This is a genomic window from Paenibacillus sp. FSL E2-0178 (assembly GCF_038593005.1).
GTDB lineage: Bacteria > Bacillota > Bacilli > Paenibacillales > Paenibacillaceae > Paenibacillus_AQ > Paenibacillus_AQ phytohabitans.
In genome coordinates, this window is record NZ_CP151953.1 from 5,184,184 (window position 1) to 5,198,819 (window position 14,636).

The window sequence follows — 14,636 nt, forward strand, 5'->3', positions numbered from 1 at the left end:
CGCCTTTTTCGTCTGCGTAGAAGACTTTTGACAAGTAAATGGTTAGGGGATACAATTAATTTAATATATGAGCAACTATTCATATGTTAAAAGGAGTGAATTTATAATGGATACTCTTAATATTTTATCCCTGATTGTATTCTGTATTTTCCTGTTTTCTTATGTGTTAAAGCTTGTGATTCTGTACAGAAAGAACAGCATTAAGGCCAATGTGCTGGCCAAAGGCAAGAAAAGCTCCGGAATAAAAGTAACAGAACGATTAGTTAAAATAACTACATTCATTTGGGGGGCTACATGGTTCTCTATGTCATTAGCTGAATCTTATATTGTCGATTTTACCGGCCGCCATTATAATCTTCCGGTTGTTAACTTCGCCGGTGTGGGTATAGTTAGTGTAGGGTGTGCAGTGTTCATTCTTGCTATGACATCAATGCGTACCTCATGGAGAGTCGGGATAGATAAGTCTGCAACGACTAAGCTTATCACCAGGGGGGTGTATAGATATAGCCGGAACGTTGCTTTTGTCGGCTTTGATCTTATGTTCGCGGGTTTGTATTTGATGTATCCCAATTCCTTGACCCTGATTATTCTGGTGCTTAACGTTCTAGCTATTCACCTGTTGATACTGCAGGAAGAGAAACATCTAAGACTTGTATTCGGGCAGGAATATGATTATTACTGCCGCAAAACTCCAAGATATATTTAAAGCCGAAGACAAAATCCAACCCTTGGAGCTGATCCTATATGAAATTAAGCATTCTGGATCAATCGCCGGTGTCTGAAGGGAGCACGCCTGCGGAGGCACTGGCCCAGACAGTATTGCTGGCCCGCGAAGCTGAGCGACTCGGGTATCACCGCTTCTGGGTTGCAGAGCATCACGCGGCGCCCGGACTGGCCGGCTCCAGTCCGGAGGTGCTGATGGCTCATCTGGCTGCTGTAACTTCGGAGATCCGCATCGGCTCAGGAGCTGTGCTGCTCCCGCATTACAGTGCTTACAAGGTCGCCGAGAACTTCCGCGTCCTGGAGGCCTTGTATCCCGGGCGGATCGATCTGGGTGTGGGCAGAGCAGCAGGCGGCGGTGCGCTGTCCGCCAGGGCGCTGCAGGATAACCGCGTGAATCCTGAGGATATAGACCGTTATGAGCAGCAGCTTAAGGAACTCATTGCTTATCTGCATGAGTCTGATGAGACTGGGGCTGCCGAACCTCCGCACCCCTATGCCGGACTTCAGGCTACACCTGCCGTGAGTACAGCGCCGGAAATCTGGCTGCTGGGTTCAAGCAGTTCCAGTGCGGGGCTCTCCGCCCGGCTGGGGACCGGATATGCCTTCGCCCAGTTTATCAACGGGAACGGGGGAGCGGAAGCGGTGCGGGAGTATGCGGATAGCTTCGCCCCATCCCGTGCTGCTGCAACGCCACAATCGCTGGTGGCAGTTTTTGCCGTCTGTGCCGGGACCTCTGAGGAAGCGGACCGCCTGGCCGCCAGCATGGATCTGTCGCTGGTGCTGCTGGAGAAAGAGCATCTCTCCACCGCCACTCCTTCTGTAGAAACTGCTATGAATTATACATATACACCTTATGACAGGTTCTCCATTAAGGATAACCGTAGGCGGATGGTCGTAGGCTCGCCCGGAGAAGTGAGGGAGCAATTGCAGGCGCTGGCAGATGAATATCAATGCGGGGAGCTGATGATTTCATCGCATATTCACAGCTTTGAGGATAAGCTGACATCACTTCGGCTCATTGCTGAAGCCTGCGGGCTGACGCGAAGGGAGTAGCTTTCCTGGGCCCGTTGGAAAGAAGATGAAGCGCCTAAATGTACCTGAAACCGCCCAAAGTGGGCTGTCTGCGCAGGTAAACAAGCCCAATGTATGCGAAAAACCGAGTACAATGTGTCACTGTAAAGGTAAACGAGCCCAATGTATGCGAAAAACCGAGTACAATGTGTCACTGCGAAGGTAAACGAGCCCAATGTACTTGAAAACCGAGTACAATGTGGCCCCAAAGTGGGTTGCTCACTTAACGATTATTCCTGCAGCTGCCACCCGCACCGCAATCAGAGCCTGAAATTTTGTATCACGCTGCCAATAGGATAAAATAAAGAGGAATGCCCGTAGTGAGGCATAAGCTCCATAAGGGCATGGACTCTATAAGCCGCCAGGGTAAATACGAATATACAGCCGAAAGGAAGCGAAGCAGGATGTCGATCTATAGTTTTGCCGGAGTCACACCTTCGGGTACAGAAGTGCCGTTTAAGGACTATGAGGGCAAGGTGCTGCTGATCGCCAATACGGCCAGCAAGTGCGGGCTTACCCCGCAATACGGAGAATTGCAGAAGCTGTATGAACAATACGGAGATCAAGGGCTTGTTGTGCTGGGGTTCCCCTGCAACCAGTTTGCCGGCCAGGAGCCGGGTACAAGTGAGGAAGCGGAAGCCTTCTGCCAGATCAATTACGGCGTTACTTTCCCGGTGTTTGCCAAGGTAGATGTGAATGGGCCGGAGGCAAGCCTGCTGTTCCAATATTTGAAGGGCCAGCAGCCGGGTGACGGGGAGAGCAGCGATATCCAGTGGAACTTCACGAAGTTTCTGGTGGACCGCAGCGGCAATGTGGTGGCGCGTGTGGAGCCGAAGGAATCACCGGAGAGCATGAAGGACCTTATTGAATCGCTGCTGAAGTAAGTAAGGATAGCTGTCACAAAATAGTCCGCTCCCGGATTGGGGTGCACGCGCACCCTGTACGGGAGTTTTTTATATGAGCAAGCCGTTTCTGCTTGGCTTCTAGAGACGGAAGTATCCCCCCGTATGAAAATTATCCTTGAATCTTTTCAGAGACACTGTATCCTTTGAAGAGGAATGTTTCACTCATCTACGGAGATTGCATAAAGAAATATGGGATGCAGGATAATAACGGCAGGAGGGTTTCATAAAGGCATGAGGTTAATAACAGAGGTAGCATCGGCAGCAGGGATCAATGAAGAGCATCTGGAGTTGTACGGTAAATATAAAAGCAAACTATCGCCGTCCCTGTGGGCGGAACTGAAGCACAAACCGGACGGCAAGCTCGTCCTGGTTACGGCAGTTAACCCTACACCGGCGGGTGAAGGCAAAACCTTGACGACTATCGGATTATCCCAGGCGCTGAATGCGGCGGGGATCAAGACGGTGGCGGCATTGCGTGAACCTTCGCTTGGACCCTGCCTGGGCATGAAGGGCGGCGCAACCGGCGGAGGCAAGGCGCAGATTGTTCCGGCAGACGAGATTAATCTGCATTTCACCGGGGATATCCACGCGGTGACCTCCGCGCACAACCTGCTCTCCGCGATGATCGATAATCATATTTTTCAGGGCAACGCCTTGAACCTGGACCCGCAGCGGATAGTATGGAAACGTGTGATGGATATGAATGACCGCAGCCTGCGGAATATTGTGACTGGACTTGGCGACGGCAACGGGACGGTACGGGAGAGCGGCTTCCAGATCACGACGGCGTCTGAGATTATGGCTGTGCTGTGCCTCTGCAATGACCTCGCGGATCTGAAGAAACGGCTGAGCCGGATGCTGGTTGGATATGACCAACTGGGACAGCCAATAACCGCGAAGGACATCGGAGCCGTTGAGGCGATGACTGCACTGCTCAAGGAATCGGTCAAGCCTAATCTGGTGCAGACGCTTGAAGGCACGCCCGTGATTGTGCATGGCGGACCCTTCGCTAATATTGCCCACGGCTGCAGCAGTGTAATCGGAACCCGCTACGCTCTGAAGCTGGGAGACGTGGTAGTGACTGAAGCGGGCTTTGGCGCAGATCTTGGTGCCGAGAAGTTCATGGATATCAAATGCCGCCAGGCCGGCCTGACCCCTTCTGCCGCAGTACTGGTGGTTACAGTGAAATCACTGAAATATAACGGAGGCGTCCGCAAAGAAGAGCTGTATGCCGGCAACCGGGCGGCGCTGCTCTCCGGATTGTCCAATATGGAGCGCCATATTGAGAATCTCGGTAAATTCGGTGTGCCTGTACTCGTTGCCCTCAATCACTTTGAAGGGGATGCCCCGGCGGAGATTAACGATGTGCTGGAGGCCTGCCGCCGGCTGGGGGTGCCCGCTGCGGTATCCAAGGTGTGGGCTGAAGGAAGCGCAGGCGGGCAGGAACTGGCGCAGGAGCTGAAGAAGCTGCTGGACCGGGAAGAGGCCGTAAAGTTTGCGCCGCTGTATGAAGACAACCTGGACATCCCGTCCAAAATCAATAAAATCGTCACCGAAATCTACCATGGCGCAGAAGTGGCCTTCTCTCCGGCAGCCAAACGCAGTCTGGCTGTTATTGACAGGCTGGGCCTGCACCAGCTTCAGGTCTGTATGGCCAAAACGCCATATTCCTTCTCGGATCAGCCGAGGCTGCTTGGAGCACCGGAAGGCTTCACCATGGGTGTCCGGGACATTACATTGTCTCTTGGCGCAGGTTTTGCAGTAGTCATCACAGGGAACATTGTCACGATGCCGGGCCTTCCCGCCAAACCGGCCGCAGAAGGGCTGCTGGTCGATGAAGATGGTGTGATTTCCGGTTTGGAATAAAACTTTTTTTGGCCGCATACAGGCGGCAGCATCCATCCATTAGATAGAGCCTCACTTGTTCCGCAGAAGGTTTGCGGTGAAGTGGGGCTTTTTTTGCTGCAAAGATTAGAATTTATGCAGTTCCACACCCTAACGCTGCTTCCTGCTGCTTCCTGCTGCTTCCTGCTGCTGACAGACATAATGTCCTACTGGCGGGGGAAACTAATGCAAGAAGAAAAGAAACCCGTGCAGATAATTAAAAATTGAAATTGTGAACAATGTGAGAAAAATCACAAAAGTGCTTGTAATGTGATAAATATCACAATATAATCAGTATATAAAGTGAAATTAATCACAACCACAGAGAAAAAGGCTTGTAAATTGGAGGAGGAAGAAATCATGAAAGTAGCAGTCATTGGATGTACACACGCCGGAACCGCCGCAATTGTTAATACCGCACAGCTGTACCCGGATGCCCAGATTACGGTTTACGAGCGCAACGATAACATATCGTTCTTGTCTTGCGGCATTGCGCTTTACGTAGGGGGAGTCGTCAAGGACCCGCAGGGATTGTTCTATTCTTCCCCGGAACAGCTTGCAGCACTGGGTGTGCAAACGAAGATGCGCCATGAAGTGACGAATGTGGATACCGCCCGCCGAACATTGAAGGCCCGCAACCTCGCTACAGGCGAAGAATTTGAAGATACGTACGACAAGCTGATTATGACAACAGGCTCATGGCCGATTGTGCCTAAGCTGGAAGGTATAGAGCTGGAGGGGATTCTGCTCTCGAAGAATTATAATCACTCCAACACCATTATTGAACAAGCGCAGAAGGTGAAAAGAATTACAGTAGTGGGAGCCGGATATATCGGCGTTGAGCTGGTTGAAGCTTTTCAGATGAACGGCAAGGAAGTTACCCTGATCGACGGGGAAGACCGCATTCTGAGTAAATATCTCGATGAAGAATTCACGGCTCCGATTCAACAATCACTTGAAGAGCATGGCATCAAGCTTGCGCTTGGTGAGAAGGTTGCAGCATTCGCCGGAGAGAACGGCAAAGTGACTAAGGTCATTACGAGCAAGGGAGAGCATGAAACCGATCTGGTCATTCTCTGCATCGGATTCCGTCCGAATACAGAGCTGCTCAAGGGTCAAGTCGATATGCTTCCGAACGGTGCGATTATGGTCAACGATTACATGCAGACCAGCCTGCCGGATGTATATGCCGCTGGTGACAGCTGTGCGATTCATTACAACCCGACCGGTAAACATGCCTATATCCCGCTCGCCACGAACGCTGTACGCATGGGGACACTGGTAGCCCGCAATCTGGTCTCGAATACGATCCCTTACATGGGCACGCAGGGAACATCAGGCATCAAGATTTATGAAGACAATATTGCCGGAACCGGACTTACCGAGGATGCCGCCAAAGCCGAAGGTATGGATGCTGAAAGTGTAATGCTGATTGACAACTACCGTCCGGAGTTTATGCCGACATTCGAGCAGGTTCAGGTAAAAGTCGTATTCGAACGTGCGACCCGCCGCATTCTTGGGGCACAGATTATGTCCAAGATGGATCTGACGCAGTCGATCAATACCGTATCGGTATGTATTCAGAATAAAATGACCGTGGACCAGCTGGCCTTCATTGATTTCTTCTTCCAGCCGCATTACAACAAGCCTTGGAACTTCCTGAACACTGCAGGACTTCAGGCACTGCCCAAGACAGTTGCCGTTAAAGAACCAGTGCATGTCTAAACCCCCAGATTTCGCCGGGGCCCGTTAAGGGCTCCTTTTTTTGTGGTTTTAACTATTAATTCCGGGTCCGAATGAGAAAAATATTCCGCCGCCTAACCTTTTATGGTAAATTTGACATGTCAGTGAAAACTTTCACTTAGGTTTTCTGAGAGTGATTTTTATCACGTTAATGTGATTGTGATCACGTTACAATGGCATAAAGGAACAAATTTTAAGTAATTAGAAGGGGATAGGAATCATGGCTTATAACAAACCGCAGGGGATCGCCGAAGTAACGGTAGAGAACGGAGTCAAGAAAGCGCACAATCCGCTGAGCACTGTACTTATTCTTGGTTTCCTGGGAGGAGCGTTTATCGCGCTCGGATTTTTGCTGGATATTCGTGTCATTGCCGGTGCGCCTGCCGAGTGGGGGTCCATCGCTAACTTCATCGGAGCTGCGGTATTCCCGGTAGGGCTGATACTGGTGCTGCTTGCCGGAGGCGAGCTGCTGACAGGCAACATGATGGCGGTGCCGCTTGCTTTTATTGCGAAGAAGATTTCGTTCTGGGAAGTGATTAAGAACCTGGTGCTGATTACGCTCAGCAACCTGGCAGGTGCCTTGTTCGTTGCTTACTTCTTCGGTCATGTCGTTGGCCTTACATCGGACGGGGTGTATCTGGAGAAGCTGGTGAGTATGGCTGAGCACAAGATTGATGCGACCTTCCTGCAGGCCTTTATCTCCGGGATCGGCTGTAACTGGCTCGTGGCGCTGGCAGTGTGGCTCTCCTATGGAGCAGATAATTTCAGCGGCAAAATCCTCGGTATCTGGTTCCCGACAATGGCGTTTGTAGCCATCGGCTTCCAGCACGTTGTAGCTAACATGTTCCTTATCCCTGCTGCCATCTTCGAAGGACATTTCACGTGGGCGCAGTACTTCGCCAACTTTGCCCCGGTATGGCTGGGCAATCTTACGGGCGGCGCGATCTTCGTCGCAGCGGCTTACTGGATGGCTTACCTGCGTAAGGAGCCGGCAGCTGTAACGGCTGTTGAAGGAATCTCCGCTGCAGGTGTGAAGAAACACGCTTAATTCAAAATCCGCTGGTAATGACCGGCATGTTTAATAGTTTGGCCCCAGCACTTCCTGGCTTCTCGGCACCCTGTTTTTTGGGAATCGCAGAGAGACAGGGAGTGTTTTTTGTTAGCCCGGCTCTGCCTGGAATAACTTCAGGGCAAAACAAAATTCGCCGTGCATATCCGACTCGGGGGAACGAAATCGGATTCACGGCGAATAAATAGGGAGTGTTTCATATGCACTATTACCCCGGCCTGCGGGGAACGAATCAGGTCATATCCACCTATTTTCTTTACGTGCAGAAGCTGCGGTTATAGAATATAAATAGCACGGCAGGCGGGAAGTGGTTTGGAATTTCGCAGCAGAAAATTCAATGGTGCTATGCGATAAAGCATTAACGCGAGAACTTGCCCTTCATCCTATTTTCAGATGATACTGGATGGATTAATGACACCTATGTTACAGGGGATGAAAGACAAGTTATGAGATTTTTGCAGGCCTATCCGAAGGAAGTCAAAGTGTTCTTGATTGCCAGTCTCATTAATGCAACCGGCAGTGCGCTAATGTGGCCGCTGGTTACGATGTATGTATTTGATGAGCTGGGACGCAGTATGAAAGATGCGGGAATTGTTCTGCTGGTCCAATCCCTCGGGGGGATTGCCGGGCAATTGCTGGGCGGATCTTTGTATCACAAGGTAGGGGTAAACCGCCTGATAGTCGGAGCACTGGCCATGAACGCGCTGACCCTGTTTGCTCTTCCGTGGGCAAGCGGCAGCTGGAGTATATTCATTATAGTTATGGGCCTGATGGGTTTGTTCAACTCCCTGTCTCTCCCGGCTATTCAGGCCTTTATCGGCTTCCGGTTCGCGGAGCAGCGCGGAGAGCTGTTCAATATCGTCTATGTCTCGAACAATATCGGGGTAGCACTGGGTACCGCACTGAGCGGATTCCTGGGCAATTATATGCTGAGCTTTGTGCTGAACGGTGTGACTTCGGCGGTGTTTGCCGGATTCTTCTTTGTTTATCTGCGCAGGGTGGGGACAGCACCGTCGCCATCCCATGAGACAATACAGAAGAAACACCCGCAGGGCGAAGCGTCAGGCTGGAAGCTGCTGAGGCATACGCGGATTTATCTGTACATGGCTATTGGTTCGATGTTTCTGCTGATCGGCAATTCGATCTGGAATACCGGAGTATCGCCGTTTATTATTTCAGAGGGCTGGTCGAAGCAGTTATACGGCTTCCTCTGGACGCTGAACGGCGTACTTATCTTTGCCGCGCAGCCGCTGGTCAGTCTGATCAAACGCTGGTTCGCAGGGACTTCTACTGCGCAGATGACCGCAAGCGCCGTATTCTATCTGGGCGGGTATGCGGTTATACTGTTCATGCCGAGCTACCCGGGCATGCTGCTGGCGATGGTGCTGGCTACACAGGGTGAGATGCTGATCTCTCCGGCCATGCCATCCTTCATCTCGGAGCATGCCCAGCGCAGTGCGCCCTTCTATCTCGGGCTTAGCGGCGGTATCGGCGCGGTCGGCCGGGTTATCGGCCCGTATCTGATGGGGATTCAATTCGACAGAGGCGGCCTTGCGCCGACAGGCTGGCTGGCCTGCGGGATGGCAGTTCTGTCCGTGGGATTCTTCGCGGTCCATGCCTACGTTAACCGCGGGAGCGTGAAGCTCCGGGGTAATGCTGCATAAACGGCTGCGCTGTAACTAATCCTTTTATTATCTGCTTAGCAAGGCAAGGGGTGTAGAAGCTATGCAACAACTAAACAGGGATTCGGCTTTCACCATCCGTCCCTCTGAAATCAGGGATGCCCGTGAGCTGATCATTCTCGATAATATGATCTGGACAGAGGAGACAACACCCGGTCCGCTGATGTGGCGCTCCCGGGAGGATTATCTGCTGCATGCACCGCCCGGCTCCCAGCTTGTAGCCTTGCAGGACGGGGAGCTATGCGGGTATGTCGGCTTCGGCTGTCCCAGCGGAATGGAGAGCAACCGCCATGTATGCGAGGTTAATATTGCCGTACATCCGCGCTTCCAGCGCCTGGGTGTAGGCAGCCGGCTGATCGCAGAGATCAAGCGCCATGCCGCAGAGAATGGAATCCGTAAGCTGCGCCTGCGTGTGCTCTCCTGCAATACACCGGCCCTCTCGTTCTACCGCAAATGCGGATTCGAGGAGGAGGGACGGCTGCGGGAGGAGTTCTATCTGGGCGGACGATATGTAGATGAGGTATTCATGAGCTGCATGCTGGACTAGGAGGAATGAAGATGGAAGTCGTCTCACTTAATGTAGGCAAGCCGAAGACCGTGGATTACCGCGGCAAACCGCTGGAAACGGGGATCTACAAGCTGCCGGTCACCGGCCCGCTGGAGCTTCATGCTGAAGGCTTCGACGGGGACGGGCAAGCGGATCTGGTAAACCACGGGGGCCCCGACAAGGCCGTCTGCGTCTATCCGGTTGAGCATTATGCCTACTGGGAAGAGCTGCTTGGACGGAAGCTGGACTACTCCGCATTCGGTGAGAATATCACAGTGAGCGGACTTCTGGAGACCGAGGTGTGCATCGGGGATGTCTTTGAGATTGGTACGGCACTGCTCCAGGTAAGCCAGCCGCGCTTCCCCTGCTTCAAGCTCTCGCAGAAGCATGGACCGGCGGATATGCCTGCGCGGGTGCTGTCTACCGGTTACAGCGGGTTCTATTTCCGCGTGCTGCGTGAAGGCAGGATTGCATCCGGTGACCGGATTATTAAGCGGGAGAGCGGAGCGGGAAGTTTCCCTGTGAAGCAGGTGCTGTACTCAATGGAGCACGGGCGCAAGGATAAGACCGGACTAGCCGAGCTAGCCGGGCTGGACAGCCTCACGGCCGGCATCCGGGACAAATTCCGGGGCTGGCTTGCGGCAGCGGAGAATTAGACCGGAGCAATAACATGGAAGACGGTACGCCAGAACCCCCGGGGCTTATGTTATGCCTCCGGGGGTTCTGGCTTATGCTGTGTATAAATGTGCATAATAACATGCTGCCTGATGCCTGATGCTGCCTTGCTGTCAGCCCAGCAGCTTCCATTCGCTGCGCAGCAGACCGTAGACTGCGTGGTTCACATAACCTGCGGGCAGCTTCTCCGCCTCGCGGATCACGCCTTCGAAGATGAATCCGAGCCGCTCGGGAATGGCCCTGCTTGCCGTGTTACCCGTGGCGCAGCGGATTTCTACACGGTTGAGCTCCAGCTCCAGCAGGGCATAATCCACGAATACCCGGCAGGCGCTGGTCATGTAGCCGTTGCCTTCATAGCCTTCACCCAGCCAGTAGCCGATACCGACAGACCGGTTATGCCAGTCAATCTCGTGATACCCGATGATCCCGGCCAATTCCTCCCGGACCCACAGTCCGGCCGTGAAGCCGCCATTGTCACTGCCCTGCTTCACGGCATTCTTGATGAAAGTCGTCAGGTGGGCCTGCTCGGCTACGCCGTCCACCCAAGGCAGCCACTGCCTGAGCCGATGGCGCGAGCGCTCGACCAGGGCGTACATATGGCGGGCATGCTCAGGCATAAGCAGCTTCAGCTTCAGCTCTTCATCAATGACATAATTAAACATGCGGCTTCCCCCTCTGCGGCGTAAGGTATAAGCTTCTGCCCTAACGCTTTTTCCACTCCAGAGCGTAGATATCTTCCTCCAGCGCCTGCATGCGCTGTGAGGCCAGTGTCCGGCAGTCACTCAGTGCCCCGTTGTAGACAGCCGGCCCAAGCTCGTTCAGGAAGAACTCCAGCAGATTATCTGCTGCCAGATGGCCAATCGTTTCCCCGCGTTCGGCTTCGAAGTATGCGCGGATGTTCTCGGTGATCAATTCCCGCTGCTCTTTGGGCAGTTTGATCGGTTTCATGGGTACCCTCCTCTTCTCGGTAATCCTATATGATCCATGCTACTCTATCGCCGGGAGAGAAGTCAAAGATGCAGTTTTATCGCTGCGGGATCTTATTGGCGCCTTAGCTTCACCGGGACAGATACGTTGTACATCAGGGACAGGAATGCCGTTTCTGTTTAACTTTTATTGAACATTCCCTGCCTAACGGGTATATTAATAGGAAACATGTTTATACAAGGAAGTAGTAATAATACAGAACGAAAGGTTGATCATTGTGGAGAACCAGGGTACACCCTCCAATTTCATTAAGAACGTCATTACCGAAGATCTCCGCTCGGGCAAGGTTAAGGAAGTGGTCACCCGCTTTCCGCCGGAGCCGAACGGTTATTTACATATCGGACATGCCAAGGCGATCTGGATTAACTTTACACTGGCTGATGAATTCGGCGGCAAGACCCATCTGAGATTCGATGACACCAATCCGGTCAAGGAAGACACGGAGTATGTGAACTCCATTCAGGAAGATGTGAAGTGGCTCGGATACGAATGGGAAGAGCTGCGTTTCGCCTCGGATTATTTCGGGGAGATGTATGAGCGGGCCGAACTGCTGATCAAGAAGGGCAAAGCTTATGTCGATGATCTCACGGCAGAGCAGATCCGTGAATTCCGGGGAACGCTGACGGAGCCGGGACAGAACAGTCCTTACCGTGAACGTGGTATCGATGAGAACCTGGACTTGTTCCACCGCATGCGGGCAGGCGAATTCAAGGACGGCGAGAAGGTGCTGCGCGCCAAAATCGATATGTCCTCTCCGAATATCAATTTGCGCGATCCGGTCATTTACCGAATTTCTCACTCTCATCACCACAATACAGGCGATGAATGGTGCATCTACCCGATGTATACCTTCGCGCATCCGCTCGAAGATGCGATCGAGCATGTTACCCACTCCCTCTGTTCGCTGGAGTTCGAGGATCAGCGCCCGTTCTATGACTGGGTTGTAGCAGAATGCGAGATGCCGGCTGCGCCGCATCAATATGAATTCGGGCGCCTTAATCTGGCCCAGACCGTTACCAGTAAGCGCAAGCTGAAGCTGCTGGTGGATGAAGGCCATGTCGACGGCTGGGATGATCCCCGCATGCCGACGATATCTGGACTGCGCCGCCGCGGGTATACCCCGGAAGCGATCCGCAGCTTCGTGCATGAGACCGGCATTTCCAAGAGCCAGGGCCTCGTAGACCTGCAGATGCTGGAGCATTTCATCCGTGAAGACCTCAAGCTGACGGTACCCCGGACCATGGCTGTGCTGCGGCCGCTGAAGGTAGTTATTACGAATTATCCTGAGGGCGAAACCGAGTATTTCGAGATTGAGAACAATGTGGAGAACCCGGAAATGGGTAACCGCCAGATTCCGTTCTCCCGTGAAATCTATATTGAACGCGATGACTTCATGGAGGTTCCGCCGAATAAGTATTTCCGCCTGTTCCCCGGCAACGAGGTGCGGCTCAAGAATGCTTACTTCATCAAGTGCAACGAGTTCATCAAGGATGAGAACGGAGAAGTTATTGAGCTGCACTGCACCTATGATCCTGAAACGAAGAGCGGCAGCGGATTCACCGGACGCAAGGTCAAGGGAACGCTGCACTGGGTCGATGCGAGCCAGGCGGTACCGGCGGAATTCCGCCTCTATGAGCCGCTGATCTCCGCCGAAGAGGCTGAGACCGAAGCCGAAATCGAAGGACTGGAAGCTGCTGAGAGCAAGCCGGAGCCTACGTTCCTGGATCAGCTTAACCCGAAATCGATCGAGATCATCCAGGGCTTCGTCGAACCGGGCCTGAAGGACAGCGTGCCGCAGGACAAGTTCCAATTCTTCCGCCATGGTTACTTTAATGTAGACAGCAAATATTCATCACCGGAGCATCTGGTATTCAATCTGGTGGTTTCCCTGAAGAGCTCTTTCCAGCCCAAGCAAGGCTAGACTCTCCATGAATGAATACAGGCTTGGCCTCCCGTCCGGGAAGCCAAGCCTGTTTGCTGTGTGCTGTGAATCGAACGGTCCAGCCCACCTCGGTCCCGCCGCTACTCCTCAGCCGCCCCGTCTTCGGGATCAGCCGGAGGCCGGTAGCCGCCGCGGATGAAGAAGAGCCACATCAGGCCGAAGCCGATGGTGCCGAACAGGGCGAGGAGCGCACCGGACTGATACATCGTCTGCACTCCGAGATTCTGATACATCCAGCCGCCGAGCACGCCGCCGAGGATGCCGGATATTCCGCTCCACGTAAGCGTGTAGAGTGCTTGTCCCGAGGACCGGTAAGCCCTTGGAACAAGCAGCATAGTAAGCTGGGTGCCGACATAGAAGAATCCGCCGAAGGTAATGCAGTGCAGCACCTGAATGAGGGCAACCTGTAGTGGAGTGGTCGCATCGGCCATCATCCACCAGCGCAGGAAGAACAGGGCGCTGACGAACGTGAGAGAGGCCAGCAGTACAGAGATTTTACGTTTAAGAATGTAGTTGCACAAGAGCAGCACTCCCATCTCCAGAATGGAAGAGAGGAACACCGCCAGCCCAATCATGGTCTTGCTTCCCCCCAGCTCTGTGATGTACAGTGACACAAAGGTATTATTCATCGTATTCGGGATAGAGACCAGAATGCCGAAGAGGATGAAGCAGAGGAAGAACGGGTTATAGAAGATCTGACGCAGTCCCCTGAATGGCAAGGGGGCGATTCCGATCGAATGATCAAGCTTCGGCATAGCGATCAGTGCAATCATCGCCGCGCACAGCAGTGCTGCAAAGAGATAAGACAGCACGGAAACACCGGCCCATTCAATCACGGGTCCGGCCAGTATGGCAGTAAACGCCCAGCCTAACGATCCCCAGAGCCGGTATGAGCTAAACCGCTGGCTGGTACCGTCGATATAGCTGAGGATCATGGTATTGCTCTGGGCGAACAGCGGCCCCTGGAAGAAGTAGAAGAACAGAATAGATATATATATCATCTCGTATGTATTCGCCTGAAAGACTAGCTGGGACAAGACCAGCGTGCCGGTCAGCATGACCAGGACAATCCGCCGGATATTCTGATAACGGTCACTCCAGATACCCCAGAAGGGATTGGCAATAATAGAGACGAGCGCACCTACCGACATCAGGCTCCCGATCTCCAGCTTATTCATTCCCATGATCTGAAGATATAGCGGAAAGAAGCTGGTGAACAGGACGACCGTTCCATATACGAAGAAGTTGAACCATTTAAGAGAGGTGAAAGACAGCTGCTTATCGAGGTTCTCCCGCAAACTTTGCACTCCTTTCCCGCCAGATGCCTTGAATCCTTAGAACGGCAGAAGTTGCCGCTTCTATCACTGTAACATTTGTTGAAAAGGGATACAAACCAACTTATATAGGG

Annotated in this window: 13 protein-coding genes; 10 read left to right on the plus strand and 3 right to left on the minus strand. The window is 52.8% G+C overall.

The window, feature by feature from the left end; all coding sequences use genetic code 11:
• The first annotated feature begins 106 nt into the window (after positions 1-106).
• The 9 genes from MHI42_RS22550 to MHI42_RS22590 all read left to right on the plus strand — a co-directional run bounded on the left by MHI42_RS22550 (position 107) and on the right by MHI42_RS22590 (position 10,280).
• Entirely contained in the window at positions 107-706 is a 600-nt protein-coding gene (locus tag MHI42_RS22550) for an isoprenylcysteine carboxylmethyltransferase family protein (protein ID WP_342420715.1), read from the plus strand.
• A 38-nt stretch (positions 707-744) separates the two neighbouring features.
• Positions 745-1,776, plus strand: coding sequence for an LLM class flavin-dependent oxidoreductase (locus tag MHI42_RS22555; RefSeq protein ID WP_342420716.1), 1,032 nt, complete (start codon positions 745-747; stop codon positions 1,774-1,776).
• Between the two features lie 422 nt (positions 1,777-2,198).
• Positions 2,199-2,678: a glutathione peroxidase gene (locus tag MHI42_RS22560; RefSeq protein WP_342420717.1), complete on the plus strand. Its 480-nt coding sequence runs from the start codon at positions 2,199-2,201 to the stop codon at positions 2,676-2,678.
• 252 nt (positions 2,679-2,930) lie between these two features.
• Entirely contained in the window at positions 2,931-4,565 is a 1,635-nt protein-coding gene (locus MHI42_RS22565) for a formate--tetrahydrofolate ligase (RefSeq protein ID WP_342420718.1), read from the plus strand.
• A 378-nt stretch (positions 4,566-4,943) separates the two neighbouring features.
• Positions 4,944-6,308, plus strand: coding sequence for an FAD-dependent oxidoreductase (locus MHI42_RS22570; protein WP_342420719.1), 1,365 nt, complete (start codon positions 4,944-4,946; stop codon positions 6,306-6,308).
• 238 nt (positions 6,309-6,546) lie between these two features.
• A complete protein-coding gene (locus tag MHI42_RS22575; RefSeq protein WP_039309150.1) occupies positions 6,547-7,374 on the plus strand; it encodes a formate/nitrite transporter family protein in 828 nt (275 codons plus the stop codon).
• 467 nt (positions 7,375-7,841) lie between these two features.
• Complete coding sequence (locus MHI42_RS22580; protein ID WP_342420720.1) at positions 7,842-9,059, plus strand: MFS transporter; 1,218 nt, start codon at positions 7,842-7,844, stop codon at positions 9,057-9,059.
• A gap of 61 nt (positions 9,060-9,120) precedes the next feature.
• Positions 9,121-9,624: a GNAT family N-acetyltransferase gene (locus MHI42_RS22585; protein WP_039309145.1), complete on the plus strand. Its 504-nt coding sequence runs from the start codon at positions 9,121-9,123 to the stop codon at positions 9,622-9,624.
• Between the two features lie 5 nt (positions 9,625-9,629).
• Positions 9,630-10,280, plus strand: a complete 651-nt coding sequence (locus MHI42_RS22590; RefSeq protein ID WP_342420721.1) for an MOSC domain-containing protein — start codon at positions 9,630-9,632, stop codon at positions 10,278-10,280.
• Positions 10,281-10,412: 132 nt separating this feature from the next.
• Here the strand turns inward: MHI42_RS22590 and MHI42_RS22595 are convergent, their stop codons facing one another.
• A complete protein-coding gene (locus MHI42_RS22595; RefSeq protein ID WP_039309141.1) occupies positions 10,413-10,961 on the minus strand; it encodes a GNAT family protein in 549 nt (182 codons plus the stop codon).
• Positions 10,962-11,001: 40 nt separating this feature from the next.
• Complete coding sequence (locus MHI42_RS22600; protein WP_042240376.1) at positions 11,002-11,247, minus strand: DUF2164 domain-containing protein; 246 nt, start codon at positions 11,245-11,247, stop codon at positions 11,002-11,004.
• Between the two features lie 247 nt (positions 11,248-11,494).
• Here MHI42_RS22600 and MHI42_RS22605 point away from each other — a divergent pair, with 247 nt between their 5' ends.
• A complete protein-coding gene (locus MHI42_RS22605) occupies positions 11,495-13,207 on the plus strand; it encodes a glutamine--tRNA ligase/YqeY domain fusion protein (RefSeq protein WP_171720703.1) in 1,713 nt (570 codons plus the stop codon).
• 101 nt (positions 13,208-13,308) lie between these two features.
• On the opposite strand, the gene MHI42_RS22610 is transcribed toward MHI42_RS22605, so the two are convergent.
• Positions 13,309-14,526 carry an MFS transporter gene (locus MHI42_RS22610; RefSeq protein WP_042140280.1) on the minus strand — a complete coding sequence of 406 codons (1,218 nt, stop codon included), beginning with the start codon at positions 14,524-14,526 and terminating at the stop codon, positions 13,309-13,311.
• Positions 14,527-14,636 lie beyond the last annotated feature (110 nt).

Excerpts from the sequence above, each read along its gene's own strand:
- MHI42_RS22550 (WP_342420715.1), top strand. The coding sequence starts at position 107 with ATGGATACTCTTAATATTTTATCCCTGATTGTATTCTGTATTTTCCTG.
- MHI42_RS22555 (WP_342420716.1), top strand. The coding sequence starts at position 745 with ATGAAATTAAGCATTCTGGATCAATCGCCGGTGTCTGAAGGGAGCACG.
- MHI42_RS22560 (WP_342420717.1), top strand. The coding sequence starts at position 2,199 with ATGTCGATCTATAGTTTTGCCGGAGTCACACCTTCGGGTACAGAAGTG.
- MHI42_RS22565 (WP_342420718.1), top strand. The coding sequence starts at position 2,931 with ATGAGGTTAATAACAGAGGTAGCATCGGCAGCAGGGATCAATGAAGAG.
- MHI42_RS22570 (WP_342420719.1), top strand. The coding sequence starts at position 4,944 with ATGAAAGTAGCAGTCATTGGATGTACACACGCCGGAACCGCCGCAATT.
- MHI42_RS22575 (WP_039309150.1), top strand. The coding sequence starts at position 6,547 with ATGGCTTATAACAAACCGCAGGGGATCGCCGAAGTAACGGTAGAGAAC.
- MHI42_RS22580 (WP_342420720.1), top strand. The coding sequence starts at position 7,842 with ATGAGATTTTTGCAGGCCTATCCGAAGGAAGTCAAAGTGTTCTTGATT.
- MHI42_RS22585 (WP_039309145.1), top strand. The coding sequence starts at position 9,121 with ATGCAACAACTAAACAGGGATTCGGCTTTCACCATCCGTCCCTCTGAA.
- MHI42_RS22590 (WP_342420721.1), top strand. The coding sequence starts at position 9,630 with ATGAAGATGGAAGTCGTCTCACTTAATGTAGGCAAGCCGAAGACCGTG.
- MHI42_RS22595 (WP_039309141.1), bottom strand. The coding sequence starts at position 10,961 with ATGTTTAATTATGTCATTGATGAAGAGCTGAAGCTGAAGCTGCTTATG.
- MHI42_RS22600 (WP_042240376.1), bottom strand. The coding sequence starts at position 11,247 with ATGAAACCGATCAAACTGCCCAAAGAGCAGCGGGAATTGATCACCGAG.